This window comes from Streptomyces sp. NPDC002032, from assembly GCF_042890765.1.
In the GTDB taxonomy this organism is placed as follows: Bacteria; Actinomycetota; Actinomycetes; order Streptomycetales; family Streptomycetaceae; genus Streptomyces.
This window is the reverse complement of record NZ_JBIASM010000003.1, coordinates 703,876-727,304: the sequence shown is the minus strand read 5'-3', so window position 1 is coordinate 727,304 and position 23,429 is coordinate 703,876. Positions and strand designations below refer to the sequence as shown.

The 23,429-nt window shown below is 69.8% G+C and carries 23 protein-coding genes and 4 tRNA genes; 22 read left to right on the top strand and 5 right to left on the bottom strand.

Going from position 1 to position 23,429, the window contains the following annotated elements:
- Window positions 1-24: 24 nt before the first annotated feature.
- Window positions 25-106 (top strand) — tRNA-Tyr (locus ACFYYT_RS11520).
- Window positions 107-170: 64 nt separating this feature from the next.
- On the opposite strand, the gene ACFYYT_RS11515 is transcribed toward ACFYYT_RS11520, so the two are convergent.
- A complete protein-coding gene (locus tag ACFYYT_RS11515; protein WP_351829798.1) occupies window positions 171-680 on the bottom strand; it encodes a hypothetical protein in 510 nt (169 codons plus the stop codon).
- A 106-nt stretch (window positions 681-786) separates the two neighbouring features.
- On the opposite strand from ACFYYT_RS11515, the gene ACFYYT_RS11510 reads away from it, so the two are divergent.
- Window positions 787-1,227 carry a DUF3574 domain-containing protein gene (locus tag ACFYYT_RS11510; protein WP_351829800.1) on the top strand — a complete coding sequence of 147 codons (441 nt, stop codon included), beginning with the start codon at window positions 787-789 and terminating at the stop codon, window positions 1,225-1,227.
- Between the two features lie 22 nt (window positions 1,228-1,249).
- On the opposite strand, the gene ACFYYT_RS11505 is transcribed toward ACFYYT_RS11510, so the two are convergent.
- Together ACFYYT_RS11505 and ACFYYT_RS11500 are read right to left on the bottom strand one after the other, a co-directional pair.
- Window positions 1,250-1,906 (bottom strand): SDR family oxidoreductase, encoded by a 657-nt coding sequence (locus tag ACFYYT_RS11505; RefSeq protein ID WP_351829803.1) that lies wholly within the window; start codon window positions 1,904-1,906, stop codon window positions 1,250-1,252.
- Between the two features lie 55 nt (window positions 1,907-1,961).
- Entirely contained in the window at window positions 1,962-3,299 is a 1,338-nt protein-coding gene (locus ACFYYT_RS11500; protein ID WP_351829805.1) for an amidohydrolase family protein, read from the bottom strand.
- A gap of 304 nt (window positions 3,300-3,603) precedes the next feature.
- Between ACFYYT_RS11500 and ACFYYT_RS11495 the strand changes: the two genes are divergently transcribed.
- From ACFYYT_RS11495 to ACFYYT_RS11450, 10 genes are all read left to right on the top strand, one after another.
- Window positions 3,604-3,676, top strand: a tRNA-Thr gene (locus tag ACFYYT_RS11495).
- 48 nt (window positions 3,677-3,724) lie between these two features.
- Window positions 3,725-3,797: transfer RNA gene (locus ACFYYT_RS11490), tRNA-Met, on the top strand.
- A gap of 88 nt (window positions 3,798-3,885) precedes the next feature.
- Window positions 3,886-4,050, top strand: coding sequence for a 50S ribosomal protein L33 (gene rpmG, locus ACFYYT_RS11485; RefSeq protein ID WP_007265873.1), 165 nt, complete (start codon window positions 3,886-3,888; stop codon window positions 4,048-4,050).
- A 181-nt stretch (window positions 4,051-4,231) separates the two neighbouring features.
- A complete protein-coding gene (locus tag ACFYYT_RS11480) occupies window positions 4,232-4,684 on the top strand; it encodes a MaoC family dehydratase N-terminal domain-containing protein (protein WP_351829808.1) in 453 nt (150 codons plus the stop codon).
- Between the two features lies 1 nt (window position 4,685).
- Entirely contained in the window at window positions 4,686-5,114 is a 429-nt protein-coding gene (locus ACFYYT_RS11475; RefSeq protein WP_351829810.1) for a MaoC family dehydratase, read from the top strand.
- Between the two features lie 1,236 nt (window positions 5,115-6,350).
- Entirely contained in the window at window positions 6,351-7,004 is a 654-nt protein-coding gene (locus ACFYYT_RS11470) for a helix-turn-helix domain-containing protein (RefSeq protein WP_351831456.1), read from the top strand.
- A 186-nt stretch (window positions 7,005-7,190) separates the two neighbouring features.
- Window positions 7,191-8,633, top strand: coding sequence for a DHA2 family efflux MFS transporter permease subunit (locus ACFYYT_RS11465; RefSeq protein ID WP_351831453.1), 1,443 nt, complete (start codon window positions 7,191-7,193; stop codon window positions 8,631-8,633).
- Between the two features lie 51 nt (window positions 8,634-8,684).
- On the top strand, window positions 8,685-9,083 hold the full coding sequence (locus ACFYYT_RS11460) for a DUF3291 domain-containing protein (RefSeq protein WP_351831451.1): 399 nt from the start codon (window positions 8,685-8,687) through the stop codon (window positions 9,081-9,083).
- Window positions 9,084-9,107: 24 nt separating this feature from the next.
- Entirely contained in the window at window positions 9,108-10,184 is a 1,077-nt protein-coding gene (locus ACFYYT_RS11455; protein ID WP_351831448.1) for a UDP-N-acetylmuramate dehydrogenase, read from the top strand.
- 2 nt (window positions 10,185-10,186) lie between these two features.
- A complete protein-coding gene (locus ACFYYT_RS11450; protein ID WP_351831446.1) occupies window positions 10,187-10,603 on the top strand; it encodes a hypothetical protein in 417 nt (138 codons plus the stop codon).
- Here ACFYYT_RS11450 and ACFYYT_RS11445 read toward each other — a convergent pair.
- Both ACFYYT_RS11445 and ACFYYT_RS11440 read right to left on the bottom strand, forming a co-directional pair.
- A complete protein-coding gene (locus tag ACFYYT_RS11445; RefSeq protein ID WP_351831443.1) occupies window positions 10,593-11,612 on the bottom strand; it encodes an adenosine deaminase in 1,020 nt (339 codons plus the stop codon). The genes ACFYYT_RS11450 and ACFYYT_RS11445 overlap by 11 nt on opposite strands.
- A gap of 191 nt (window positions 11,613-11,803) precedes the next feature.
- Window positions 11,804-13,030 (bottom strand): pyridoxal phosphate-dependent aminotransferase, encoded by a 1,227-nt coding sequence (locus ACFYYT_RS11440; protein ID WP_351821562.1) that lies wholly within the window; start codon window positions 13,028-13,030, stop codon window positions 11,804-11,806.
- A 192-nt stretch (window positions 13,031-13,222) separates the two neighbouring features.
- On the opposite strand from ACFYYT_RS11440, the gene ACFYYT_RS11435 reads away from it, so the two are divergent.
- The 10 genes from ACFYYT_RS11435 (at window position 13,223) to rpoB (ending at window position 23,424) form a co-directional block, all read left to right on the top strand.
- A tRNA-Trp gene (locus tag ACFYYT_RS11435) sits at window positions 13,223-13,295 on the top strand.
- A 105-nt stretch (window positions 13,296-13,400) separates the two neighbouring features.
- On the top strand, window positions 13,401-13,682 hold the full coding sequence (secE, locus tag ACFYYT_RS11430; RefSeq protein WP_243333337.1) for a preprotein translocase subunit SecE: 282 nt from the start codon (window positions 13,401-13,403) through the stop codon (window positions 13,680-13,682).
- A gap of 84 nt (window positions 13,683-13,766) precedes the next feature.
- Window positions 13,767-14,708: a transcription termination/antitermination protein NusG gene (nusG, locus tag ACFYYT_RS11425; RefSeq protein ID WP_351821565.1), complete on the top strand. Its 942-nt coding sequence runs from the start codon at window positions 13,767-13,769 to the stop codon at window positions 14,706-14,708.
- 170 nt (window positions 14,709-14,878) lie between these two features.
- On the top strand, window positions 14,879-15,313 hold the full coding sequence (gene rplK, locus ACFYYT_RS11420; protein ID WP_351821568.1) for a 50S ribosomal protein L11: 435 nt from the start codon (window positions 14,879-14,881) through the stop codon (window positions 15,311-15,313).
- Between the two features lie 87 nt (window positions 15,314-15,400).
- Window positions 15,401-16,129, top strand: coding sequence for a 50S ribosomal protein L1 (rplA, locus tag ACFYYT_RS11415; RefSeq protein ID WP_351821571.1), 729 nt, complete (start codon window positions 15,401-15,403; stop codon window positions 16,127-16,129).
- A gap of 174 nt (window positions 16,130-16,303) precedes the next feature.
- Entirely contained in the window at window positions 16,304-17,254 is a 951-nt protein-coding gene (locus tag ACFYYT_RS11410; protein WP_388607537.1) for a hypothetical protein, read from the top strand.
- The gene (locus ACFYYT_RS11405; protein ID WP_351821576.1) at window positions 17,251-18,087 is read left to right on the top strand and encodes a hypothetical protein; all 837 of its coding nucleotides are present in this window, start codon (window positions 17,251-17,253) and stop codon (window positions 18,085-18,087) included. The genes ACFYYT_RS11410 and ACFYYT_RS11405 overlap by 4 nt, the downstream gene beginning before the upstream one ends.
- A 252-nt stretch (window positions 18,088-18,339) precedes the next feature.
- On the top strand, window positions 18,340-18,870 hold the full coding sequence (gene rplJ / locus ACFYYT_RS11400) for a 50S ribosomal protein L10 (protein WP_266574556.1): 531 nt from the start codon (window positions 18,340-18,342) through the stop codon (window positions 18,868-18,870).
- Window positions 18,871-18,980: 110 nt separating this feature from the next.
- Complete coding sequence (rplL, locus tag ACFYYT_RS11395; RefSeq protein ID WP_351821579.1) at window positions 18,981-19,367, top strand: 50S ribosomal protein L7/L12; 387 nt, start codon at window positions 18,981-18,983, stop codon at window positions 19,365-19,367.
- 574 nt (window positions 19,368-19,941) lie between these two features.
- Window positions 19,942-23,424, top strand: a complete 3,483-nt coding sequence (rpoB, locus tag ACFYYT_RS11390; RefSeq protein WP_351821582.1) for a DNA-directed RNA polymerase subunit beta — start codon at window positions 19,942-19,944, stop codon at window positions 23,422-23,424.
- The last annotated feature ends 5 nt before the right edge of the window (window positions 23,425-23,429 follow it).

Genomic DNA, 23,429 nt, shown 5'->3' with positions numbered 1-23,429 from the left:
GCGGAAATAATGGCAGCGTCTCTTGGCGGTGTGCCCGAGTGGCCAAAGGGAGCAGACTGTAAATCTGCCGGCTCAGCCTACCCAGGTTCGAACCCTGGCGCCGCCACGCGAGTGGAACCCCCGTTCATCTGCGGAAGCGCAGTGAGCGGGGGTTTCTTCGCATATTCCGGCTACGGAACCGGGTCGGTCACCGTCAGGTGGTAGGTGGTGTCCAGCCAGAAGCCGTTCGTGGCCGCCGCGTCGATCTCCAGCACGAACTGACCCGGCGGGAGCGGCGCGAGGGCGCACCACAGACCCCACGCGACCCTGGGTACGCCCGCGCTCTGGAAGGGCTTCGAGGAGAACTCGCTCAGCGGCAGCGGAGAGCTGTTCAGGGCGGCCGACGCCCGCACCGCTTCCAGCCGCCAGGGCTTGGTCACGAAGGGCACCGCCGGGCGCTGCGTGTTCAGCACCGGGAAGAACGGACGCCGACCCGCCGGGATGCTGCACCGCCGCACCACCCGGCCCCCGCGACTGCCCGCGAGGAACCACAGCCCGGCCGGCTGACGCCACCCGGCGTACGCCCCCGTCGTATCCGCCACGGGGCTCTCGGCGGCCGGCGCGGACAGGGCCCACTTCCACCACCTGGCGGCGAGCCGGCCACCCTCCGCCCCGCCGAGCCGCCAGTCGCCCTCGCCCATGCCCCCACCCCGGTACACCTCGTACGACCACCCCCTGCGGCCGATTCCGGTGACCCTATCGGGCCACTCCCGCGCACCGATGGGGGCGGATCGTCGTTCACGGTCCGTGACATGGACATCGGACGGACGAGGGAAGGCCGGAGGCGGGGTACTGCTCACCCTCCTCGGCGCGGGCATCCCGGCCCTGCTGGGAGCGGCACTGCACGGCCCGGCCGGCGAGCCCTACCGGGAAACCCGGCTCTCCTTCACCGCCGGCCGCACCGGGGGCCCGGCACCCGTCGCCGAAGGGGAGTTCACGCGGTTCCTGGACCGGGAGGTCAGCCCCGCCTTCCCCGAGGGCCTGGACGTCCGCGACGCACACGGACAGCGGCGCGCCGAGGACGGCACGATCCTGCGCCGGACCTCCTACGAAGTCGTCCTGCGCTACCCCGAGAACGAGGCCGAGGAGCGCGGCGCACGCATCGAGCACATCCGGCGGGCCTACGCGGACCGGTTCCGGCAGGAACCCGTCGGCCGCACCGACGACACGGTGACATCCGGGTTCTGACGGGCGCTCGGGGCCGGCCGGCTCAGTTGCCCGCCACGTCCTTCACCGCCACCGACACCGGCGTCGAACCCGACACCAGCTCCAGCGTCAGACCCGCCGTCGCCGGAGTGTCGACCAGCTCCGCCAGCACCGCCGCCACGTCGTCGCGCGGCACCCGGCCCGGGCCGGTGCGCGCCTCCAGCCGGACCAGCCCCGTACCGGGGTCGTCCGTCAGCGTGCCCGGACGCAGCACCGTCCACTCCAGACCCAGCCGGGTGCGCAGGTACTCGTCGGCCTCGCCCTTGGCCCGCAGGTACACGTCGAAGACCTCGTCCCCCTCGTGCCGCGGGTCGGCGCCCATCGAGGAGACCATCAGGAAACGGCGCACACGAGCCCGTTCCGCCGCATCGGCGAAGAGCACCGCCGCGCCCCGGTCCACGGTCTCCTTGCGCCTGGCACCGCTGCCCGGACCGGCGCCCGCCGCGAACACCGCCACGTCCGCACCGTGGAGGATCCCGGCCACGTGCTCGACCGAGGCCGACTCCAGGTCGCACAGCACCGGTTCGGCGCCCGCCTCCCGCAGATCGGCGCCCTGCTCCGGGTCACGGATGATGCCCGCGACCTCGTACCCGCGTGCGGCGAGCAGGCGCTCCAGCCGCAGCGCGATCCGACCGTGTCCACCCGCGATGACGATGCGCATGTCCCGACGGTACGACGAGCCGGGCGCCCGCGCCCGCGAACGCCCCGGCCCCCGCTCAGGGGCCGGGCTCCGTACGCCCCTGCCGGGGCAGGTCCAGGGCCACCGCCACCGCCGAGTCGCAGTACTCCCGTACGGCACTCGTCCGGGCTACCACCCGGCCCCGGTGGATCACGATCCGGCTGTACGCGAGGGACAGCACCCCCGCGATCCGGTCCCCGCGCACGGCCAGCAGCTCCGCCGGGAACCCCGCCTCCACCCGCACCTCCGGCAGCCCCATCACCTCCCGGGCGGCGGTACTCACCGTCTGGTAGGCCTCCGGGGCGCGGAGGCCGCCCTGGGAGGCGAGCAGGTACGCCGCTTCGAGCGGATCGCCCCGGCCGACCGGGTTCCCGGCATCCCGCAGCGCCCCGCTGCCGGCCGCGACCCGGACCCCGGCCGCGCGCAGGAGCCGTACGGGGGCGGTGCGCAGGCCGCGCCGCTCCAGGGCGGCGCAGTCCCCCTGGGGCAGGCAGGTCACCCGCACCCCGGCCGCGGCGAGCTGGTCGGCGGCCCGGGTGGCCGCCTCCAGCGGCAGCCGGGACAGACCGCCGCAGGGGCCGATGGTCACTCCGGGCCGCAGCCCCCCGGCCATCGCCGCCAGGCGGGCCAGCCGGGCCGGATCGTCACCGTCCGTGTGCAGGTCGACGGGACAGCCGTGCTCGGCGGCCAGTTCCAGTACGGCTTCGAGGAAGCCCGTGGGGTCCGGGTCCAGGTCGGGGCAGCCGCCGATCACCGAGGCGCCCATCTTGACGGCGTCGCGCAGCATGGCGACCCCGTCGGCACCGGCCATCCCGGTCAGCAGCCGGGGGACGGCCACGGCGGTCAGGTCGGTCAGCCCGCGCAGGGAGCGCCGGGCCTGGAGCGCCGCCTCCATGGGACCCAGGCCGTGCACGTCCCCGATCCGGATGTGGGAGCGCAGGGCGGTGGCACCGTGGCCGAGCTGGAGCAGGGCCGCCTCGGTGGCCCGGCGCTGCACCTCGTCGGGGGTGTACGAGACGGGCCCCTCGCCGTCGGCGGTGAGGGCGGTGTCCCCGTGGGCGTGCGGCTCGGCGGGGGCGGGCAGGAGCAGGTACCCGCGCAGGTCGACCCGGGCCAGGGCGGGCGCCGGGAGACTGCCCGCGGTGCCGACGGCCTGGATGCGGCCCCCGCTGAGCCGCACGTCGACGGTGCGCCCGTCGGTGAGCCGGGCCCCGGAGAGGAGCAGGCCGGTCGCCTCGGGCGGCGGGCCGACGAGGGGATCACGGGCGGATCCGGGCGAGGGGCGGTGGGCGGATCCGTCGCCGGGGCCGCGTCCCGCGCCCCCGGCCGGGTTGCGCGGGAAGGGGGAGGGCTGCTGCGGCTGGCTGTCGGACATCGCGCTCCTGCGGGGGCTCGGGCGGTTCCTGCGCCGTGGCCGCAGCCCGCGGCCCAAGATCACGCAGCGTGCTCAGAGCCTAGGGCGCGGGGCACGCCGGGTCGCGGAAGAGCGCAATAGTCGTACCGGTGTGGTGCCCGCCCCGACCGGCCGCTCGCGCTGTGAGCCCGGACACATTCGGCCCCCGGAATGGGTCGGAAGGGGGCTCCGGGCTCCCCGGTCGCGTCCGGGGAGCGGTGGCTGAGCCCAGTCCCCGCAAAGGATTTGGGCGTCGGCGGGCAACCGTGTAATGTCTTCATCGCTCGCCCCAATAGCTCAGTCGGTAGAGCGTCTCCATGGTAAGGAGAAGGTCTGCGGTTCGATTCCGCATTGGGGCTCTGGTGAGAGAGGTTCCCCACCCTCGGGTGGGGAGCGGATCTCATCAAAGCGGCGTAGCTCAGTCGGTAGAGCAAGCGGCTCATAATCGCTGTGTCACCGGTTCAAGTCCGGTCGCCGCTACACCCAGTAGCCGATTGCGGGGTCGGTCTCCCGATCGGCTACTCTTTTATGCGTTCATCCGTCCCATAGTCCGTCAAGGAGCACTCACGTGGCTGCCACCGACGTCCGCCCGAAGATCACGCTGGCCTGCGTGGAGTGCAAGGAGCGGAACTACATCACCAAGAAGAACCGGCGTAACAACCCGGATCGCATGGAGATGAAGAAGCACTGCCCGCGTTGCAACTCGCACACCGCGCACCGCGAGACCCGCTGATCCTGGCGAAGTCTCGAATATAGGCACCGTCATGAGGTCGTCCCCTTCAATGGGGGGCGGCCTCGTGTCGTTTCTGCGCCCGGTCCTTGATCGGTGATCTCTGATTCCTGATCTCTGATCTCCGGTCGCCGAGCGGCCGTCCGTAGACTTTTTTTGTCCCTTCAACAGGAGGTAGTGAGCCATGGCCCTCGACCAGACCTTCGTGGGGCGGACCTACCCGCCCACCGATCCTTACGAGGTCGGCCGGGAGAAGATCCGCGAATTCGCGGTTGCGGTGGGTGACGAAAATCCCGTCTACGCCGACCCCGAAGCCGCCAAGGCGTTCGGTCACCAGGACGTGATCGCCCCGCCGACCTTTGTGTTCGCCATCACGTTCGCGGCCGCGGGCCAGGTCATCGCGGATCCGCAGCTGGGGCTGGACTACAGCCGCGTCGTGCACGGCGACCAGAAGTTCGCCTACGTCCGCCCCGTGCGGGCGGGGGACCGGCTCACCGTCACCTCCACGATCGAGGCCGTGAAGTCGCTCGCGGGCAACGACATCATCGACATCCGTGGCGAAGTCCACGAAGAATCCGGCGAGCACGTGGTGACCGCGTGGACCAAGCTCGTGTCCCGCGCTCCCGAGGAGGCCTGAGATGACCGCCCAGATCCAGTACGCGGACGTCGAGGTCGGCACCGAGCTGCCGGCGGCCTCCTTCCCCGTGACCCGGGCCACGCTGGTCCGCTACGCCGGTGCGTCGGGTGACTTCAACCCGATCCACTGGAACGAGAAGTTCGCCAAGGAGGTCGGACTGCCGGACGTGATCGCGCACGGCATGTTCACCATGGCCGAGGCGATCCGCGTGGTGACCGACTGGACGGGCGACCCGGGTGCGGTCGTCGAGTACGGGGTCCGCTTCACCAAGCCGGTGGTCGTCCCGAACGACGACCAGGGCGCACTGATCGAGGTCAGTGCGAAGGTGGCCGCCAAGCTGGACGACAACCGCGTACGGGTCGACCTGACGGCGATGAGCGCGGGCCAGAAGGTCCTCGGCATGTCCCGCGCGGTGGTCCAGCTGGCGTAGGGGGTTGGGGGCGGGGTCCGGGGAGCCGGGCCTTCGCTGGGCGGGATCAGGGAGGGTTTGGTGGTCTCCCGTCAGTCTCATCGTCCTTCCGTGTCGGGCCGGTCCCTCAAGGGCGCTCCTTCGTCGCGTCGCTTCGCGATGGCCTTCGGCCACCCTTGACCGACCGTCCCGCCACGGAAAAACGAAGACTGCCGGGAAACCCCCAAAAGAACGTTCACGGGGCAGTGGACCGGTCCATTCCTCCTCAGGGAGCCAAGACCCCTACCGCCGAGGGGCCAGGTGGGCCCGACATCCGGCCCTCCCAGACCAGATTCCGGGCCGGGGGCGGCCAGACCACACGAGACAGCGATACGACGAGCCTGTGGCTCCAGCAGAAGCCCCCGCGCATCAGATCGCTACGCGCTTCGCCCGGCATAGCGTCCGCCGGCCGTCTGTGGCTGGACATAAGCCGCCCAAGGCGAAGAAATGGCCTTACTTGGCGGGCGACCGCCCCCCCGGCGGACGGAGAGCGGCGGACGGAGATCGGCGGACGCCCCCCCCGACAGACGGTGACCGGCGGACGCCCCCCCGGCGGACGGAGATCGGCGGACGGAGAGCGGCGGACGGAGATCGGCAGATGACGATCCCCAGACGACGATCGGCAGGCGACGATCGCCCTCAACCCGCATGAAAACTCACTCTTGTCGCTCTCTCACTCCATCACGGCCGCAGGCGCCTGACTGCCGGCCCTCGATCGCCCCTTGGGCGGCTTATTCCCAGCCACAGGCGGCCGGCGGACGCTATGCCGAGAGAAGCGCGTAGCGATCTGATGCGCCGGATGTTCCGCCCGGTTGTTCTGGTCGCTGTTTGGTGTGGTCTGGCCGCCCCCGGTCCGGAATGGCAGTACGCGGGCCTGATGGCGGGCCCACCTGGGGTCCCTTGCGGTGGGGGTCTCGGCTCCCTGATGACGATCGGCCAGGCTCTCTGCCCCGTGAACGTTCTTTTGGGGGTTTCCCGGCAGTCTTCGTTTTTCCGTGGCGGGACGGTCGGTCAAGGGTGGCCGAAGGCCATCGCGAAGCGACGCGACGAAGGAGCGCCCTTGAGGGACCGGCCCGACACGGAAGGACGATGAGACTGACGGGAGACCACCAAACCCTCCCTGACACCGCCCAGCGAAGGCCCGGCTCCCCACCCCCCGCTCCGCACACCGGTCCCGCCCCCTTGACGTAGTTAGTGAGTGAGCACTAATTTTAGGGCATGGTCAGGATGAGCGCAGAAGAGCGGCGCGAGAGCGTGATCCGTGCGGCGGCCCGGGAGTTCGCCCGTGGGGGGTACTACGGGACGTCCACCGAGGCGATCGCCAAGCGGGTAGGGGTTTCGCAGCCGTACCTCTTCCGGCTCTTCCCGAACAAGCAGGCGATCTTCCTCGCCGCCGCCGCCAGTTGTCTGGAGACCACCCGACGGGTGTTCGCCGAGGCGGCCGAAGGGCTGGAGGGCGATGAGGCCCTGCACGCCATGGCGGACGCGTACACGCGGCTGATCGCCGAAGATCCGCACGTCCTCCAGATGCAGCTCCAGATGTACGTCACCGTCGCCGCCGCCGAAGCGGCCGGCGACAGCGAGCTCGGCGAGCTCGTGCGCGCCGGCTGGCTGGAGTTGTGGGACACCGTCTCGGTGCCGCTGGGCAGTGACGTCAAGGAGACCACGACGTTCATGGCCTTCGGGATGCTCATCAACACCCTGGCCGCGATGGGCTTCCCGCCCGGACATCGCATCTGGGAGGGGCTCTACCCCTCGGCCCGCGCCAAGGAGCGCAACGAGCGCAACGAGCGCAACGAGCCCAAGGGGCCCGAGGCGGCCGCTAGCGCTACAGGCGCTACCGGTGCCGCAGGCGTCGCCGGGGGGCAGTAACCGCCCCCCGGCATCAACCGGAAGCCCCTACGCCGCCCGCCCCGCCCGCACACCCGCCCCACCCGCACCTCTGCACCTCTGCACCTCTGCACGTCCGCGCGCGCACCCGGAAGCCCTCCTGCCCACCCGGGCATCCGTGTGGCGTCAAAAGTTAGTCAGCAATAACTAACAACCTCAGGGGACATCGTGAACCAGCACGACCGGCTCAGCAGGCCCGCGGTCTGGGCCCTCATACTCACCGGGGCCGCCAGCTTCATGGCCGCCCTGGACAACCTCGTCGTCACCACCGCCCTCCCCGCCATCCGCGCCGACCTCGGCGGCAAGCTGGAGGACCTGGAGTGGACGGTGAACGCGTACACGCTCACCTTCGCCGTCCTGCTGCTGTTCGGCTCCGCCCTCGGGGACCGCTTCGGGCGTCGCCGGCTCTTCATGGCCGGGCTCGCGACCTTCACCGCCGCCTCCGCGGCCGCCGCGCTCTCGCCCGGCATCGACGCGCTGATCGCCGCCCGCGCGGTGCAGGGCGTCGGGGCCGCCGTGATGATGCCGCTCTCGCTTACCCTGCTCGCCGCCGCCGTCCCGGCCGCCCGGCGCGGCATGGCCCTCGGGATCTACGGAGCCGTCGGCGGGCTGGCCGTCGCCAGTGGCCCGCTGATCGGGGGCAGCCTCACCGAGCACATCTCCTGGCAGTGGATCTTCTGGCTCAACGTGCCGATCGGCCTCGCCCTGCTCCCGCTCGCCCGCCTGCGCCTCGCCGAGTCCACCGCGCCCAACTCCCGCCTCGACGTCCCCGGCACCCTGCTGATCAGCGGCGGCCTCTTCGGCATCGTCTACGGCCTGGTCAACGCCAACGCACACGGCTGGACCAGCGCCCCCGTCCTCACCGGCCTGATCGCGGGCAGCGCCCTCGTCGGCGGCTTCATCCACCACGGCTTCCACAACGCGAACCCCATGCTCCCCATGCGGCTCTTCCGTGACCGGGGCTTCTTCGGGATCAACCTCGCCAGCCTGCTGATGTACCTCGGCATGTTCGGCTCGATCTTCCTGCTCAGCCAGTTCCTCCAGGGCGTCGCCGGCTACTCGCCCACCCAGGCCGGGCTGCGCATGCTCCCCTGGACCGGCATGGCCGTGATCGTCGCCCCGATCGCCGGGATCCTGTCCGACCGGATCGGCGGCCGGCCCGTCGTCGTCGCGGGGCTCGCCCTCCAGGCCATCGGCCTCGGCTGGTTCGCGATGGTCCTGAGCCCGGACGTCTCCTACGCGGCCCAGCTCCCGGCCCTGGTGCTCAGCGGGATCGGCATGTCCCTCTTCTTCGCCCCGGCCAACAACGTCCTGATGTCCACCGTCACCCCCGCCGACCAGGGCAAGGCCTCCGGTGCCAACAACGCCCTCCGCGAGGTCGGCGGAGCCCTCGGCGTGGCGATCCTGGCCTCGGTCTTCTCCGCCCGGGGCGGTTACGAGACCCCGCGGGCCTTCACCGACGGCACCGTCCCCGCCCTGTGGATCGGAGCCGCCGCGGTGGCCCTGGCCGCGGGCCTGGCCCTGCTGCTGCCGCGCCGCACCAGGACGGCGACAGCCCCGGACGCCCCGGCCCCCGTCCCCCTCCCCGCCAAGACGCCCGCCGCCCGCTGAGCCCCGCCCGCTGAGCCCCGCCCCCGCCCCGCCCCCCGAGGAGAGTCCGTCGTGCCCGACATCCCCTGGTCCGCGCCCACCCCCGCCGCCCCCGGCGCCGAGGTCTACGTCATGGCCTCCCGCTTCGAGACCGAGACCCTCATCGGCGCCCTCAGGTTCTTCCTCAAGGCACCCGGCATCATCCGCCAGATACGCAAGGCCCCCGGCGCCCACGGCGCCGCCCTCCGGGCCCGCGTCAGCCGCCGCACCTTCCTGACCCTGTCCGCCTGGGAGGACCGGGACGCCCTCTACCGCTTCGCCGGCAGCGAGCCGCACCGTACGAGCGCGCGCGAGGCCGCCGCCTACACGAAGGAGTCGGCCTTCACCTTCTGGACCGTGCCGGCCTCGGAACTGCCCATCGGCTGGGCCGAGGCCGAGCGCCGTCTGGCGGAGCGGAAGCGGGGCCACTGAGTGCCCCTCCGGGATGCGGGGGAGGTGGACCGTACTCTTGTCCACGTGCAGGAACTCCACGATGCCCCCCTCGCCCCGCTGACCACCTTCCGCCTCGGCGGCCCCGCGGCCCGGCTGGTCACCGCGACCACCGACGCCGAGGTCGTCGCCGCCGTCCGTGCCGCGGACACCAGCGGCACCCCCCTGCTGATCATCGGGGGCGGCAGCAACCTGGTCATCGGCGACCAGGGCTTCGCCGGGACCGCCCTGCGCATCGCGACCACCGGCTTCGCCCTCGACGGCACCACCCTGGAACTCGCCGCCGGCGAGAACTGGAGCGATGCCGTCGCCCGCACCGTCGAAGCCGGTCTCGCGGGCATCGAATGCCTCGCCGGGATCCCCGGCTCGGCCGGCGCCACCCCGATCCAGAACGTCGGCGCGTACGGCCAGGAGGTCTGCGACACCATCACCGAGGTCGTCGCCTACGACCGCACCAGCGGCGAGACCGTCACCCTCTCCGCCGCCGACTGCGACTTCCGGTACCGCAACAGCACCTTCAAGGACCAGCCCGACCGCTACGTCGTCCTGCGCGTGCGCTTCGCCCTGGAGGACGCGGGCGGCCTCTCCGCCCCGGTCAAGTACCCGGAGACCGCCCGGGCCCTCGGCGTCGAGGCCGGGGACCGCGTCCCGGCCGCCGTCGCCCGCGAGACCGTCCTGCGCCTGCGCGCCGGCAAGGGCATGGTCCTCGACCCCGCCGACCACGACACCTGGTCCGCCGGCTCCTTCTTCCACAACCCGATCCTGACCGACGAGGCCTACGCCGCCTTCCTCGCCCGCGTCCAGGACCGCCTCGGCCCCGACACCGCCCCGCCCGCCTACCCGGCCGGCGAGGGCCGTACGAAGACCAGCGCGGCCTGGCTGATCGACAAGGCCGGCTTCACCAAGGGCTACGGCAGCGGCCCCGCCCGCATCTCCACCAAGCACACCCTGGCCCTGACCAACCGCGGCGCGGCCACCACCGAAGACCTCCTCGTCCTGGCCCGCGAGGTCGTCGCCGGAGTCCACGCGGCGTTCGGCGTCACCCTCGTCAACGAGCCGGTGACGGTCGGCGTCCGCATCTGAACGTGCACTGCCCCCGGCACGGGGCCGGGACCGACCCCACGCGCCTGGTGGGCCGCGAGATCAGCCGGGTCGTCGCCTCCTGGCACATCTGCGAGGGCGAGCGCTCCGAGGCGCCGCTCGACGTCTGGCTGATCGACAGCTCCGGCGAGTCCACGCGGATCACCACCGGCTCGGACCAGTGCCTCATCGTCGAGTCCGCCGCGCCCCACGAGCCCTACGACATGGGGGAGTGGGGCCGGATCGAGGTCGGCGAGGACCTCGGCGACCACCCCTTCCTGCGCCACCTCGGGCAGACCGTCGAGGCGGTCGCCGAGTTCGCACTGCCCGCGCAGGGCCGCACCCACCTGGAGATCGGCTTCCCGGACGGCCACCGGGTACGGGCCGACTGCCACGAGGGGGACCTGCGGCTCACCCGCTGAGCCAGTGGTCGATCCCGTCCAGCAGCTTGGCCTGCACCTCGGCGGGCGCCGCGCTGCCGCGCACCGACTGCCGCGCCAGCTCGGCGAGCTCCCGGTCGGTGAAGCCGTGGTGGCGGCGGGCGATCTCGTACTGGGCCGCGAGCCGGGAGCCGAACAGCAGCGGGTCGTCCGCGCCGAGCGCCATCGGCACCCCGGCCTCGAAGAGGGTGCGCAGCGGCACGTCCTCGGGCCGCTCGTACACGCCGAGCGCGACGTTGGACGCCGGGCAGACCTCGCAGGTGATCTGCCGGTCGGCGAGCCGCTGGAGCAGCCGGGGGTCCTCGGCGGCCCGCACCCCGTGCCCGACGCGGGAGGCGTGCAGGTCGTCGAGGCAGTCCCGGACGGAGGAGGGGCCGCTGAGCTCGCCGCCGTGCGGGGCCGCGAGCAGGCCGCCCTCGCGCGCGATGGCGAAGGCCCGGTCGAAATCGCGGGCCATGCCGCGGCGCTCGTCGTTGGAGAGCCCGAAGCCGACGATGCCGCGGTCGGCGTAGCGGACGGCCAGCCGGGCCAGGGTGCGGGCGTCCAGGGGGTGCTTCATGCGGTTGGCGGCGATGACGACCCGCATCCCGAGGCCGGTCTCCCGGGAGGCGGAGTCCACCGCGTCCAGGATGATCTCGACGGCGGGGATCATCCCGCCGAGGAGGGGGGCGTAGGAGGTGGGGTCGACCTGGATCTCCAGCCAGCCGCTGCCGTCCCGGACGTCCTCCTCGGCGGCCTCGCGGACCAGGCGCCGGATGTCGTCGGGCTCGCGCAGGCAGGAGCGGGCGGCGTCGTAGAGCCGCTGGAAGCGGAACCAGCCGCGTTCGTCGGTGGCGCGGAGCTTGGGTGGCTCCCCGGCGGTCAGGGCGTCCGGCAGCCGGACGCCGTACTTGTCGGCGAGCTCCAGCAGGGTCGACGGTCGCATCGAGCCGGTGAAGTGCAGGTGCAGGTGTGCCTTCGGCAGAAGCGTGAGATCGCGTGCGTGCTCCATTTGTTGATCCTGCCGTACCGGCGCGCCCGGCGGGAGGGGGTTTTACCGATCGGGGTCTTGCGCGAACGCCTGACCGGGGTTCCGGGCGGGGCCGCGGCGCCCCGGCGCGCGGGCCGGGAACGCCCGAGCGGCGGCTCCCCCGGGGGAGCCGCCGCTCGGAACGCGCGCTGGAACGGGGAGTGCCGCAGGCGTCAGGCCTTGGCCTCCGCCAGCAGCTTCTGGATCCGGGACACGCCCTCGACCAGGTCCTCGTCGCCCAGGGCGTAGGAAAGGCGCAGGTAACCGGGGGTGCCGAAGGCCTCGCCGGGGACGACCGCGACCTCGGCCTCGTCCAGGATCAGGGCCGCCAGCTCGACGGAGGTCTGCGGGCGCTTGCCGCGGATCTCCTTGCCGAGCAGGTCCTTGACCGCCGGGTACACGTAGAACGCGCCTTCGGGGGTCGGGCAGAAGACGCCGTCGATCTCGTTGAGCATCCGCACCATCGTCTGGCGGCGGCGGTCGAAGGCCGTGCGCATCGCGTGGACGGCGTCCAGGTTGCCGGAGACGGCGGCCAGCGCCGCGACCTGGGCGACGTTGGAGACGTTCGAGGTGGCGTGCGACTGGAGGTTGGTCGCGGCCTTGACGACGTCCTTCGGGCCGATGACCCAGCCCACGCGCCAGCCGGTCATCGCGTACGTCTTGGCGACGCCGTTGACGATGATGCACTTGTCGGCCAGCTCGGGGACGATCGCCGGGAGCGAGACGAACTTCGCGTCGCCGTAGACGAGGTGCTCGTAGATCTCGTCGGTCAGGACCCACAGGCCGTGCTCGACGGCCCAGCGGCCGATGGCCTCCGCGTCGGCCTCGGTGTAGACGGCGCCCGTCGGGTTGGACGGGGAGACGAACAGGACGACCTTGGTGCGCTCGGTGCGCGCGGCCTCCAGCTGCTCGACGGAGACCCGGTAGCCGGTGGTCTCGTCGGCGACGACCTCGACCGGGACGCCGCCCGCGAGGCGGATCGACTCCGGGTAGGTGGTCCAGTAGGGGGCCGGGACGATGACCTCGTCACCCGGGTCGAGGATGGCGGCGAAGGCTTCGTAGATGGCCTGCTTGCCGCCGTTGGTGACCAGTACCTGGGAGGCGTCGACCTCGTAGCCCGAGTCGCGCAGCGTCTTGGCGGCGATGGCGGCCTTCAGCTCGGGCAGACCGCCGGCCGGCGTGTAGCGGTGGTACTTCGGGTTGCGGCAGGCCTCGACCGCGGCCTCGACGATGTAGTCCGGGGTCGGGAAGTCGGGCTCGCCCGCGCCGAAGCCGATCACCGGGCGCCCGGCGGCCTTGAGAGCCTTGGCCTTGGCGTCCACGGCGAGGGTGGCGGACTCGGAAATGGCGCCGATACGGGCGGACACCCGGCGCTCGGAGGAAGGCGTTGCAGAGGTCATGCGGCCAATCGTCCCAGACGGCCGAGAAGCCCCGCACACCGTTTCAGTTACCGGACGGAGCAGGTCCGGACGGCTTCTGTTCGACGTCAGGGCCCGGACCACGTACACTCACCTGTCGTTGGTCCTCGCCGACCGCCCCAGAGCGTGAGCACTCCGTGCACTCGCTCGGATGCGGTAGGTTGGGGAACGCAAAGGGTCGTAGCTCAATTGGTAGAGCACTGGTCTCCAAAACCAGCGGTTGGGGGTTCGAGTCCCTCCGGCCCTGCTCCACACTCCCAGTCGGATGTGTGCGCAGGTACGTACTTCGATGCAACGCCGTGCGGCGCAACCGGGCGCGGCTACGGCCACGACCCGGATTCAGGTGAGAGACGTGACGGACGCCCTGGGCTCCATCGACATGCCTGACGCCGAGGACGACACTCGCGAGAAGAAGGCCCGCAAGGGCGGCAAGCGCGGCAAGAAGGGCCCTCTGGGCCGGCTCGCGCTGTTCTACCGCCAGATCGTCGCGGAACTCCGCAAGGTCGTATGGCCCACCCGGAACCAGCTCACGACGTACACCTCCGTGGTGATTGTCTTCGTCGTCATCATGATCGGTCTGGTGACCGTGATTGACTATGGGTTCCAGGAAGCCATCAAGTTCGTCTTCGGCTGATCCCCGCGGAGGGCGGCGCCTTGATGGGTGCCGCCCGTTTTCGCATGTTCCACCACCTTTTGTATCCAGGAAGAAGCAGCCACCGTGTCTGACCCGAACCTGAACGCGAGCCACGACTCCGTCGAGTCCGTCGAGGACGAGCTCGACATCGTCGAGGCGGCAGACGCTGTGGACCCCGACGAGGCCGAGCTCGCCGATGCCGAGGCCGGCATCGCCGCCGAGGAAGCCGCGCTGCACGTCGAGGACGAGGTCGACGCAGAGGCTGTAGAGGCTGAGGGCGACGCCGAGGCCGCCGAGGACGAGGACTCCGAGGGCGACGCGGACGCGGACGCCGAGGACGAGGGTGACGTCGAGGCCGAGGCCGGCGAGGAGGCCGAAGAGGCCGCCGACGCCGAGCCCGCCGAGCCGGTCGACCCCGTACAGGCCCTCCGCGACGAGCTGCGCCTGCTCCCCGGCGAGTGGTACGTGATCCACACCTACGCGGGCTACGAGAAGCGCGTGAAGGCGAACCTGGAGCAGCGTGCCGTCTCGCTGAACGTCGAGGAGTTCATCTACCAGGCCGAGGTGCCCGAGGAAGAGATCGTCCAGATCAAGAACGGCGAGCGCAAGAACGTCCGGCAGAACAAGCTGCCCGGTTACGTTCTCGTCCGCATGGATCTGACGAACGAGTCCTGGGGCGTCGTCCGCAACACCCCGGGTGTCACCGGCTTCGTCGGCAACGCCTACGACCCGTACCCGCTGACCCTCGACGAGATCGTCAAGATGCTCGCCCCCGAGGCGCAGGAGAAGGCCGCCAAGCAGGCCGCCGAGGACGCCGGTCTGCCGGCCCCCGCGGTCAAGCGCACCATCGAGGTCCTGGACTTCGAGGTCGGCGACTCGGTCACCGTCACCGACGGCCCGTTCGCCACGCTCCAGGCGACGATCAACGAGATCAACCCGGACTCGAAGAAGGTCAAGGGCCTCGTCGAGATCTTCGGCCGCGAGACCCCGGTCGAGCTGAGCTTCGACCAGATCCAGAAGAACTGATCCAGGGCTTCTGAACGACGCTTCCGAAACAGGTCAGATCGCCCCCCTAAGGGCGGTCTGACCTGCTCGGTTTTTAGCCCCGCACCTATACCCGCTATCGTGGTGCGGTATGCCTCCATCCGGATGACCGGTTGGCGGCTGAAAACTCTCACTAGGACCCGGAGAGAGCAATGCCTCCCAAGAAGAAGAAGATCACGGGGCTTATCAAGCTCCAGATCAAGGCCGGTGCGGCCAACCCGGCTCCGCCGGTCGGCCCCGCGCTCGGTCAGCACGGCGTCAACATCATGGAGTTCTGCAAGGCCTACAACGCCGCGACCGAGTCGCAGCGTGGCATGGTCGTGCCGGTGGAGATCACGGTCTACGACGACCGTTCCTTCACCTTCATCACCAAGACTCCGCCGGCCGCGCGCCTCATCCTGAAGAGCGCGGGCGTGGAGAAGGGCTCCGGCGAGCCGCACAAGACCAAGGTCGCGAAGCTGACGCGTGACCAGGTCCGCGAGATCGCCACGATCAAGATGCCCGACCTGAACGCCAACGACATCGACGCCGCCGAGAAGATCATCGCCGGCACCGCGCGTTCGATGGGCATCACGGTCGAAGGCTGATACAGCCACCCCCAGCACCACAGTGGTAGGACCAAGCGCTGGTCCGCACCACGACTCCACGCCTGAAGTCACAACACAGGAGCAGAAGTGAAGCGCAGCAAGACTCTCCGCGCTGCGGACGCCAAGGTCGACCGGGAAAAGCTGTACGCCCCGCTCGAGGCCGTCCGTCTCGCCAAGGAGACCTCCGCGACCAAGTTCGACAGCACCGTCGAGATCGCCTTCCGCCTGGGTGTCGACCCGCGCAAGGCCGACCAGATGGTCCGCGGCACCGTGAACCTCCCGCACGGCACCGGCAAGACCGCCCGGGTCCTGGTCTTCGCGACCGGTGACCGTGCTGCGGCCGCGGAAGCCGCCGGCGCCGACATCGTCGGCGACGACGAGCTCATCAACGAGATCGCCAAGGGCAACCGCCTCAACGAGTTCGACGCCGTTGTCGCCACCCCGGACCTCATGGGCAAGGTCGGCCGCCTCGGCCGCGTGCTCGGTCCCCGTGGCCTCATGCCGAACCCGAAGACCGGCACCGTCACGATGGACGTCGCCAAGGCTGTCACCGAGATCAAGGGTGGCAAGATCGAGTTCCGCGTCGACAAGCACTCGAACCTGCACTTCATCATCGGCAAGGTCTCCTTCTCCGATGAGCAGCTGGTCGAGAACTACGCGGCGGCCCTGGACGAGATCATCCGTCTGAAGCCGTCCGCCGCGAAGGGCCGCTACATCAAGAAGGCCGCCCTGAGCACCACGATGGGTCCCGGCATCCAGCTGGACTCCAACCGCACCCGGAACCTCCTCGTCGAGGAAGACCCGGCTGCTGTCTGATCCGGCTCCCGCCTGATCGGACCACCGAGTGGCCGAACGGGCCCCGTGCCCCCCTTCACCGGGGGGCGCGGGGCCCGTTTTCGTCGTCCGGGGCGTTAGTGCCGCGCGGCTTCGTGTGTGTGCCACGTAAGGTCGGGGGAAATCGAACACAATCACACCAGGGGTGGGGACTCCATGCTCATGCACCGCAAGAGGGCCGCGGGGGCCGCGCTGGCCGCCGTACTGCTCGTGGCCGGGGCCACGGCCTGTGAGGGCGGCAAGAAGGACGGCGCCGGCAAGGCGGCCCCTTCGGCGGCTTCCGTCCGTCCGTCCGAGCCGCCGGCGCCGGCTCCGGCCGCCGGGAACGCCACCGAGGCGCTCACGGCCGCGTACAAGAAGACCTCGGCCGCCAAGTCGGCCAAGGTGCACATGACGATGAAGATGTCCGGCGGGCTCGGCGGCGAGAGCGTCGAGATGACGGGCGTCCAGGGCTGGGACCCGCAGGTCATGGACATGACGATGAAGGGCGGCCCCGGCCAGTCCGGCGTCGAATCCGTGCACATGATCATGGACAAGGACGTCATGTACATGGAGCTGCCGACCGGCTCGCCGATGGCGGCGGGCATGGAGGGCAAGCGCTGGATGAAGATCGACATCAAGGCCGCGGCCGAGGCCTCGGGGGACGCCGAGGCGCTGAAGCAGCTCGGCGGCGTCGGCGACCTGGGCGGGATGGGCCAGAGCCAGGACCCCGCCAAGCAGCTGGGCATGCTGCTCGCCTCCCCGAACGTGAAGCTCGTCGGCCCGGAGAAGGTCGCGGGCGCCGACACCCGGCACTACAAGGGCACGCTGACCGCCGAGGAGATGCTCGCCGCGAACAAGGGCGCCACGGCGCTGCCGGAGGCCGACCGGACGAAGCTCACCGACGCCATGAAGAAGGCCGGCATCAAGGGCTACGACATGGACGTCTGGGTGGACGAGGACGGCTACCCGGCCCGCATGAAGGTCGCCATGGGCACGCCCGAGGGCTCCCTCGACGTGGACGCCTCCTACTCGGACTACACCACGACGGCGACCGTCCAGGCCCCGCCGGACAACGAGACCGTCGACCTGTTCGGGATGCTCTCCCGGCTGGGGGAGGGCGCGTGAACCGGATCGTACGCAAGCGGGCCGGCGCGGTGCTCGCGGGCGCGGCCCTGCTCGTCGGCGGGCTCACCGCCTGCGACGGCGCGAAGAAGGACGGCGCGGCCAAGGACGCGGCGGACGCGGGCGCGGCAGCGGGCGCGGCGGCGGGCGCGTCCCCGGCGCCGTCGCCCGTGGAGGCGGTGAAGGCGTCCTGGCTCAAGACGGCGGCCGCCAAGTTCGCCATGGCCGAGGTGCGCTCCACGGGGAGCGACGGCAAGGTCTCGACCCAGACCGGCACGAAGGGCTGGTACCCGTCGTCCCACGACCTGACGGTCAAGGGCCCCACGTCCGAAGCGCGCTCCGTCATGACCGGCGACGTGATCTACACGCAGCGCAAGGAGCCGGTCAACGGCAAGGCGTGGATGAAGCTGGACCTCTCCGTGGACGGCAAGCCCGGGGTGCGGATGAACGAGGACCCGGCGGAGTACCTCGCCCTGCTCCTGGGCCAGCCCAAGGTCGCCCTGGTCCCGTTCTCCCCGTCCGACGCCCCGGGGACCCGGCACTACCGGGCTGCCCTCACCGGCGCGGACCTCCAGGCGGCCGACGAGGCGACCAAGGTGATGCCGGAGAAGGACCGCCAGTACCTCCACGAGTCCGTGAAGCACCTCACGGTCCTGGAGGCGGACGTGTGGATCGGCAAGGACGACTACCCGGTGCACGCCCTGACGGTGAGCCACGACGACAAGGGCGTCTCCAGCACCCAGGCCACCTTCGACGGCTTCGGCCAGGTCGCGCCGGTCGCGGCCCCGCCGGCCGACCAGGTCGCCGACTTCGACGAGGTGCTGAAGGGCGGCTGAGGGGCGATTTGCTTCGTCCGGTTGCCTTCGCGTACGCTTCCGGAGAAGCCAAAGACCGCTGGTCGTTGCCGTGCTCGAAAGAGTGCGGTGGCCGAAGGATTCGCTGCGAGCGGACGTCCTGCGCAGGTGTTCGAGGAAAGTTCCCGGAATTCATTTCGGTCGAGCCGTGCCCCGTGCGCCATGCGCCGGGGCGTTTTGCTTGTCCAGCCCCTTCTGAGCGGTCCTCATCACCCGGAAGGAGGCCGACGCTCTATGGCAAGGCCCGACAAGGCTGCTGCGGTAGCCGAGCTTGAGGACCAGTTCCGCAGCTCGAACGCCGTTGTGCTGACCGAGTACCGGGGTCTCACCGTTGCGCAGCTCAAGACGCTGCGTCGTTCGCTCGGTGAGAACGCCCAGTACGCCGTGGTGAAGAACACGCTGACCAAGATTGCGGCCAACAACGCCGGGATCACTTCGCTCGACGACCAGTTCACCGGTCCGACGGGCGCCGCCTTCATCACCGGTGACCCGGTGGAGTCGGCGAAGGGTCTTCGTGACTTCGCCAAGGAGAACCCGAACCTCATCATCAAGGGCGGTGTCCTTGACGGTAAGGCGCTGACCGCCGATGAGATCAAGAAGCTCGCGGACCTCGAGTCCCGCGAGGTTCTGCTCAGCAAGCTGGCCGGCGCGTTCAAGGGCAAGCAGTCCCAGGCTGCCTCGCTCTTCCAGGCGCTGCCGTCGAAGTTCGTCCGCACTGCGGAAGCGCTTCGCGTCAAGCTCGCCGAGCAGGGCGGTGCCGAGTAATTCGGCTCGCGCACTGATCTACGCCGCCTAGTGCGTGGGTCGTAGCGGGCCGTTACGCCCGCCTCTCAATACATCCGGCACCTGCCGAATTAGTGGAAGGATCGCCCATCATGGCGAAGCTCTCTCAGGACGACCTCCTCGCCCAGTTCGAGGAGATGACCCTCATCGAGCTCTCCGAGTTCGTGAAGGCCTTCGAGGAGAAGTTCGACGTCACCGCCGCCGCGGCCGTCGCCGTTGCCGCCCCGGGTCAGGGTGGTGGCGACGCCGCCGCCGCCGCCGAGGAGCAGGACGAGTTCGACGTCATCCTCACGGGTGCCGGCGACAAGAAGATCCAGGTCATCAAGGTCGTGCGCGAGCTGACCTCCCTGGGTCTGAAGGAGGCCAAGGACCTCGTTGACGGTGCTCCGAAGCCCGTCCTCGAGAAGGTCGCCAAGGAGGCCGCTGACAAGGCCGCCGAGGCCCTCAAGGCTGCCGGCGCCGGCGTCGAGGTCAAGTAACACCTCGGGGGCCCTCTGAGGCCCCTTCCAAGGGCGATCACCCGTAAGGGTGGTCGCCCTTTGGCGTACCCGCAGTGCCTGACTTGCCCTGGTCTCGTTGGGGAGTAGGGTGATCATCGTTGCTCCGGAGCAGGGTCCCGAGATGATCCGCTCGGAGCACGGGGCCTTGACGAACGGCCAGCGGCGCGCAATTCTCAGAGCCGTCGCCAGCTCGGTCGGTCCGATCCGAGATCCGAGGCATGGATCGACTACGAAGAGGGCAGTACTGATACGCGCTCTGTGTGCGAGGGCGTCGCTAGCGTGGGACGCAGGGTTGGTTCGAAACAACATGGGGAAGGCCTGTTGCCGGTTTCCGGAAACCTGGTCTGGACATCAGTGAGCCGAGTGGCTACACTGACCCTTTGCGCTGCCTGTTAGCTGACCCCTGCCCGTCGCCAGGGTCATGCCCACGCTTGAGCACACTTGATTGATATGCCCTGACCTGGCCTTTCCGGCCGGCCGGGGGAGTCCGTCTTCTGTGTCGGCTGGGACCGGTACGCGCGTAGTGAGTCCGAGCCCTCGGAAGGACCCCCTCTTGGCCGCCTCGCGCAACGCCTCGACCAATACGAACAACGGTGCCAGCACCGCCCCGCTGCGCATCTCCTTTGCAAAGATCAAGGAGCCCCTCGAGGTTCCGAACCTCCTGGCGCTGCAGACCGAGAGCTTTGACTGGCTGCTCGGCAACGCCGCTTGGAAGTCCCGCGTCGAGTCGGCTCTTGAGAGTGGACAGGACGTCCCCACCAAGTCCGGTCTGGAAGAGATCTTCGAGGAGATCTCGCCGATCGAGGACTTCTCCGGGTCGATGTCGCTGACCTTCCGCGACCACCGTTTCGAGCCGGCGAAGAACTCTGTCGACGAGTGCAAGGACCGCGACTTCACGTTCGCGGCGCCGCTGTTCGTCACAGCCGAGTTCACGAACAACGAGACCGGAGAGATCAAGTCTCAGACGGTCTTCATGGGCGATTTCCCGCTCATGACCAACAAGGGCACCTTCGTCATCAACGGCACCGAGCGTGTCGTCGTGTCGCAGCTTGTCCGTTCCCCCGGTGTCTACTTCGACTCCTCCATCGACAAGACGTCCGACAAGGACATCTTCGCGGCCAAGATCATCCCGTCCCGGGGTGCCTGGCTGGAGATGGAGATCGACAAGCGCGACATGGTCGGTGTCCGCATCGACCGCAAGCGCAAGCAGTCCGTCACCGTCCTCCTGAAGGCTCTCGGCTGGACCACCGAGCAGATCCTGGAGGAGTTCGGCGAGTACGAGTCCATGCGCGCCACCCTGGAGAAGGACCACACCCAGGGTCAGGACGACGCGCTGCTCGACATCTACCGCAAGCTGCGTCCGGGCGAACCGCCGACCCGCGAGGCCGCTCAGACGCTGCTCGAGAACCTCTACTTCAACCCGAAGCGCTACGACCTCGCCAAGGTCGGCCGCTACAAGGTGAACAAGAAGCTCGGCGCCGACGAGCCGCTGGACGCCGGTGTGCTCACCACCGACGACATCATCGCGACGATCAAGTACCTCGTCCGGCTCCACGCGGGCGAGACCGAGACCATCGGTGAGTCGGGCCGTTCGATCGTCGTCGAGACCGACGACATCGACCACTTCGGCAACCGTCGTCTGCGCAACGTCGGCGAGCTCATCCAGAACCAGGTCCGCACGGGTCTGGCTCGTATGGAGCGCGTCGTCCGCGAGCGCATGACGACCCAGGACGTCGAGGCCATCACGCCGCAGACCCTGATCAACATCCGGCCGGTCGTCGCCTCCATCAAGGAGTTCTTCGGCACCAGCCAGCTGTCGCAGTTCATGGACCAGAACAACCCGCTGTCGGGTCTGACCCACAAGCGCCGCCTGTCGGCGCTGGGCCCCGGCGGTCTGTCCCGTGAGCGGGCCGGCTTCGAGGTCCGTGACGTCCACCCGTCGCACTACGGCCGCATGTGCCCGATCGAGACCCCCGAAGGCCCGAACATCGGTCTGATCGGCTCGCTCGCGTCCTACGGCCGCGTCAACGCGTTCGGTTTCGTCGAGACCCCGTACCGCAAGGTCATCGACGGTGTCGTCACCGACGACGTCGACTACCTGACGGCCGACGAGGAAGACCGCTTCGTCATCGCCCAGGCCAACGCCGGCCTGTCCGAGGACATGCGCTTCACCGAGAACCGCGTGCTGGTCCGCCGTCGTGGCGGCGAGATCGACTACATCGCCGGCGACGACGTCGACTACATGGACGTCTCCCCGCGCCAGATGGTGTCCGTCGCGACCGCGATGATCCCCTTCCTGGAGCACGACGACGCCAACCGTGCCCTCATGGGCGCGAACATGATGCGCCAGGCCGTTCCGCTCATCAAGGCGGAGGCGCCGCTCGTCGGCACCGGCATGGAGTACCGCTGTGCGGTCGACGCCGGTGACTCGATCCGCGCGGAGAAGGACGGTGTCGTCCAGGAGGTCTCGGCCGACTACATCACCGTCGCCAACGACGACGGCACGTACACCACGTACCGCGTCGCGAAGTTCTCCCGCTCGAACCAGGGCACCTCGGTCAACCAGAAGGTCATCGTCAACGAGGGCGACCGGATCATCGAGTCCCAGGTCCTCGCCGACGGTCCCGCGACCGAAGAGGGCGAAATGGCCCTCGGCAAGAACCTGCTCGTCGCGTTCATGCCCTGGGAAGGTCACAACTACGAGGACGCGATCATCCTGTCGCAGCGCCTCGTACAGGACGACGTCCTCTCCTCGATCCACATCGAGGAGCACGAGGTCGACGCCCGTGACACCAAGCTGGGCCCGGAGGAGATCACCCGGGACATCCCGAACGTCTCCGAAGAGGTCCTCGCCGACCTCGACGAGCGCGGCATCATCCGCATCGGTGCGGACGTCGTCGCCGGCGACATCCTGGTCGGCAAGGTCACGCCCAAGGGTGAGACCGAGCTGACCCCGGAGGAGCGTCTGCTCCGCGCGATCTTCGGTGAGAAGGCCCGCGAGGTGCGTGACACCTCGCTCAAGGTTCCTCACGGTGAGATCGGCAAGGTCATCGGTGTCCGCGTCTTCGACCGCGAGGAGGGGGACGAGCTTCCCCCGGGCGTGAACCAGCTGGTCCGCGTCTACGTCGCCCAGAAGCGCAAGATCACCGACGGTGACAAGCTCGCCGGCCGCCACGGCAACAAGGGTGTCATCTCCAAGATCCTTCCGATCGAGGACATGCCCTTCCTTGAGGACGGCACGCCGGTCGACATCATCCTGAACCCGCTGGGTGTCCCGTCCCGAATGAACCCGGGACAGGTCCTGGAAATCCACCTCGGCTGGCTCGCCAGCCGCGGCTGGGACGTCTCCGGCCTCGGCGAGGAGTGGGCCGAGCGTCTGAAGGTCATCGGGGCCGACCGTGTCGAGCCCGGTACCAACGTCGCCACCCCGGTGTTCGACGGTGCCCGTGAGGACGAGCTCGCCGGCCTGTTCGAGCACACCATCCCGAACCGCGACGGCGACCGCCTGGTCCTCCCGTCCGGCAAGGCGCGCCTGTTCGACGGCCGCTCCGGTGAGCCGTTCCCGGACCCGATCTCGATCGGGTACATGTACATCCTCAAGCTCCACCACCTGGTCGACGACAAGCTCCACGCCCGGTCGACCGGTCCGTACTCGATGATCACGCAGCAGCCGCTGGGTGGTAAGGCACAGTTCGGTGGCCAGCGCTTCGGTGAGATGGAGGTGTGGGCGCTGGAGGCTTATGGCGCCGCTTACGCCCTCCAGGAGCTGCTGACCATCAAGTCCGATGACGTCACCGGCCGCGTGAAGGTCTACGAGGCCATCGTCAAGGGCGAGAACATCCCCGAGCCGGGCATTCCCGAGTCCTTCAAGGTGCTCATCAAGGAAATGCAGTCGCTCTGCCTCAACGTGGAGGTGCTGTCCTCGGACGGCATGTCCATCGAGATGCGCGACACCGACGAGGACGTCTTCCGCGCGGCGGAGGAGCTCGGTATCGACCTGTCCCGGCGTGAGCCGAGCAGCGTCGAAGAGGTCTGACGGGC

What these genes read in the sequence shown, in the direction of transcription:
- ACFYYT_RS11515 (WP_351829798.1), bottom strand. Translation starts at nt 680, where the DNA reads ATGGGCGAGGGCGACTGGCGGCTCGGCGGGGCGGAGGGTGGCCGGCTC.
- ACFYYT_RS11505 (WP_351829803.1), bottom strand. Translation starts at nt 1,906, where the DNA reads ATGCGCATCGTCATCGCGGGTGGACACGGTCGGATCGCGCTGCGGCTG.
- ACFYYT_RS11500 (WP_351829805.1), bottom strand. Translation starts at nt 3,299, where the DNA reads ATGTCCGACAGCCAGCCGCAGCAGCCCTCCCCCTTCCCGCGCAACCCG.
- ACFYYT_RS11480 (WP_351829808.1), top strand. Translation starts at nt 4,232, where the DNA reads ATGGCCCTCGACCAGACCTTCGTGGGGCGGACCTACCCGCCCACCGAT.
- ACFYYT_RS11475 (WP_351829810.1), top strand. Translation starts at nt 4,686, where the DNA reads ATGACCGCCCAGATCCAGTACGCGGACGTCGAGGTCGGCACCGAGCTG.
- ACFYYT_RS11470 (WP_351831456.1), top strand. Translation starts at nt 6,351, where the DNA reads ATGGTCAGGATGAGCGCAGAAGAGCGGCGCGAGAGCGTGATCCGTGCG.
- ACFYYT_RS11445 (WP_351831443.1), bottom strand. Translation starts at nt 11,612, where the DNA reads ATGGAGCACGCACGCGATCTCACGCTTCTGCCGAAGGCACACCTGCAC.
- ACFYYT_RS11440 (WP_351821562.1), bottom strand. Translation starts at nt 13,030, where the DNA reads ATGACCTCTGCAACGCCTTCCTCCGAGCGCCGGGTGTCCGCCCGTATC.
- rplK (WP_351821568.1), top strand. Translation starts at nt 14,879, where the DNA reads ATGCCTCCCAAGAAGAAGAAGATCACGGGGCTTATCAAGCTCCAGATC.
- ACFYYT_RS11410 (WP_388607537.1), top strand. Translation starts at nt 16,304, where the DNA reads ATGCTCATGCACCGCAAGAGGGCCGCGGGGGCCGCGCTGGCCGCCGTA.
- rplJ (WP_266574556.1), top strand. Translation starts at nt 18,340, where the DNA reads ATGGCAAGGCCCGACAAGGCTGCTGCGGTAGCCGAGCTTGAGGACCAG.
- rplL (WP_351821579.1), top strand. Translation starts at nt 18,981, where the DNA reads ATGGCGAAGCTCTCTCAGGACGACCTCCTCGCCCAGTTCGAGGAGATG.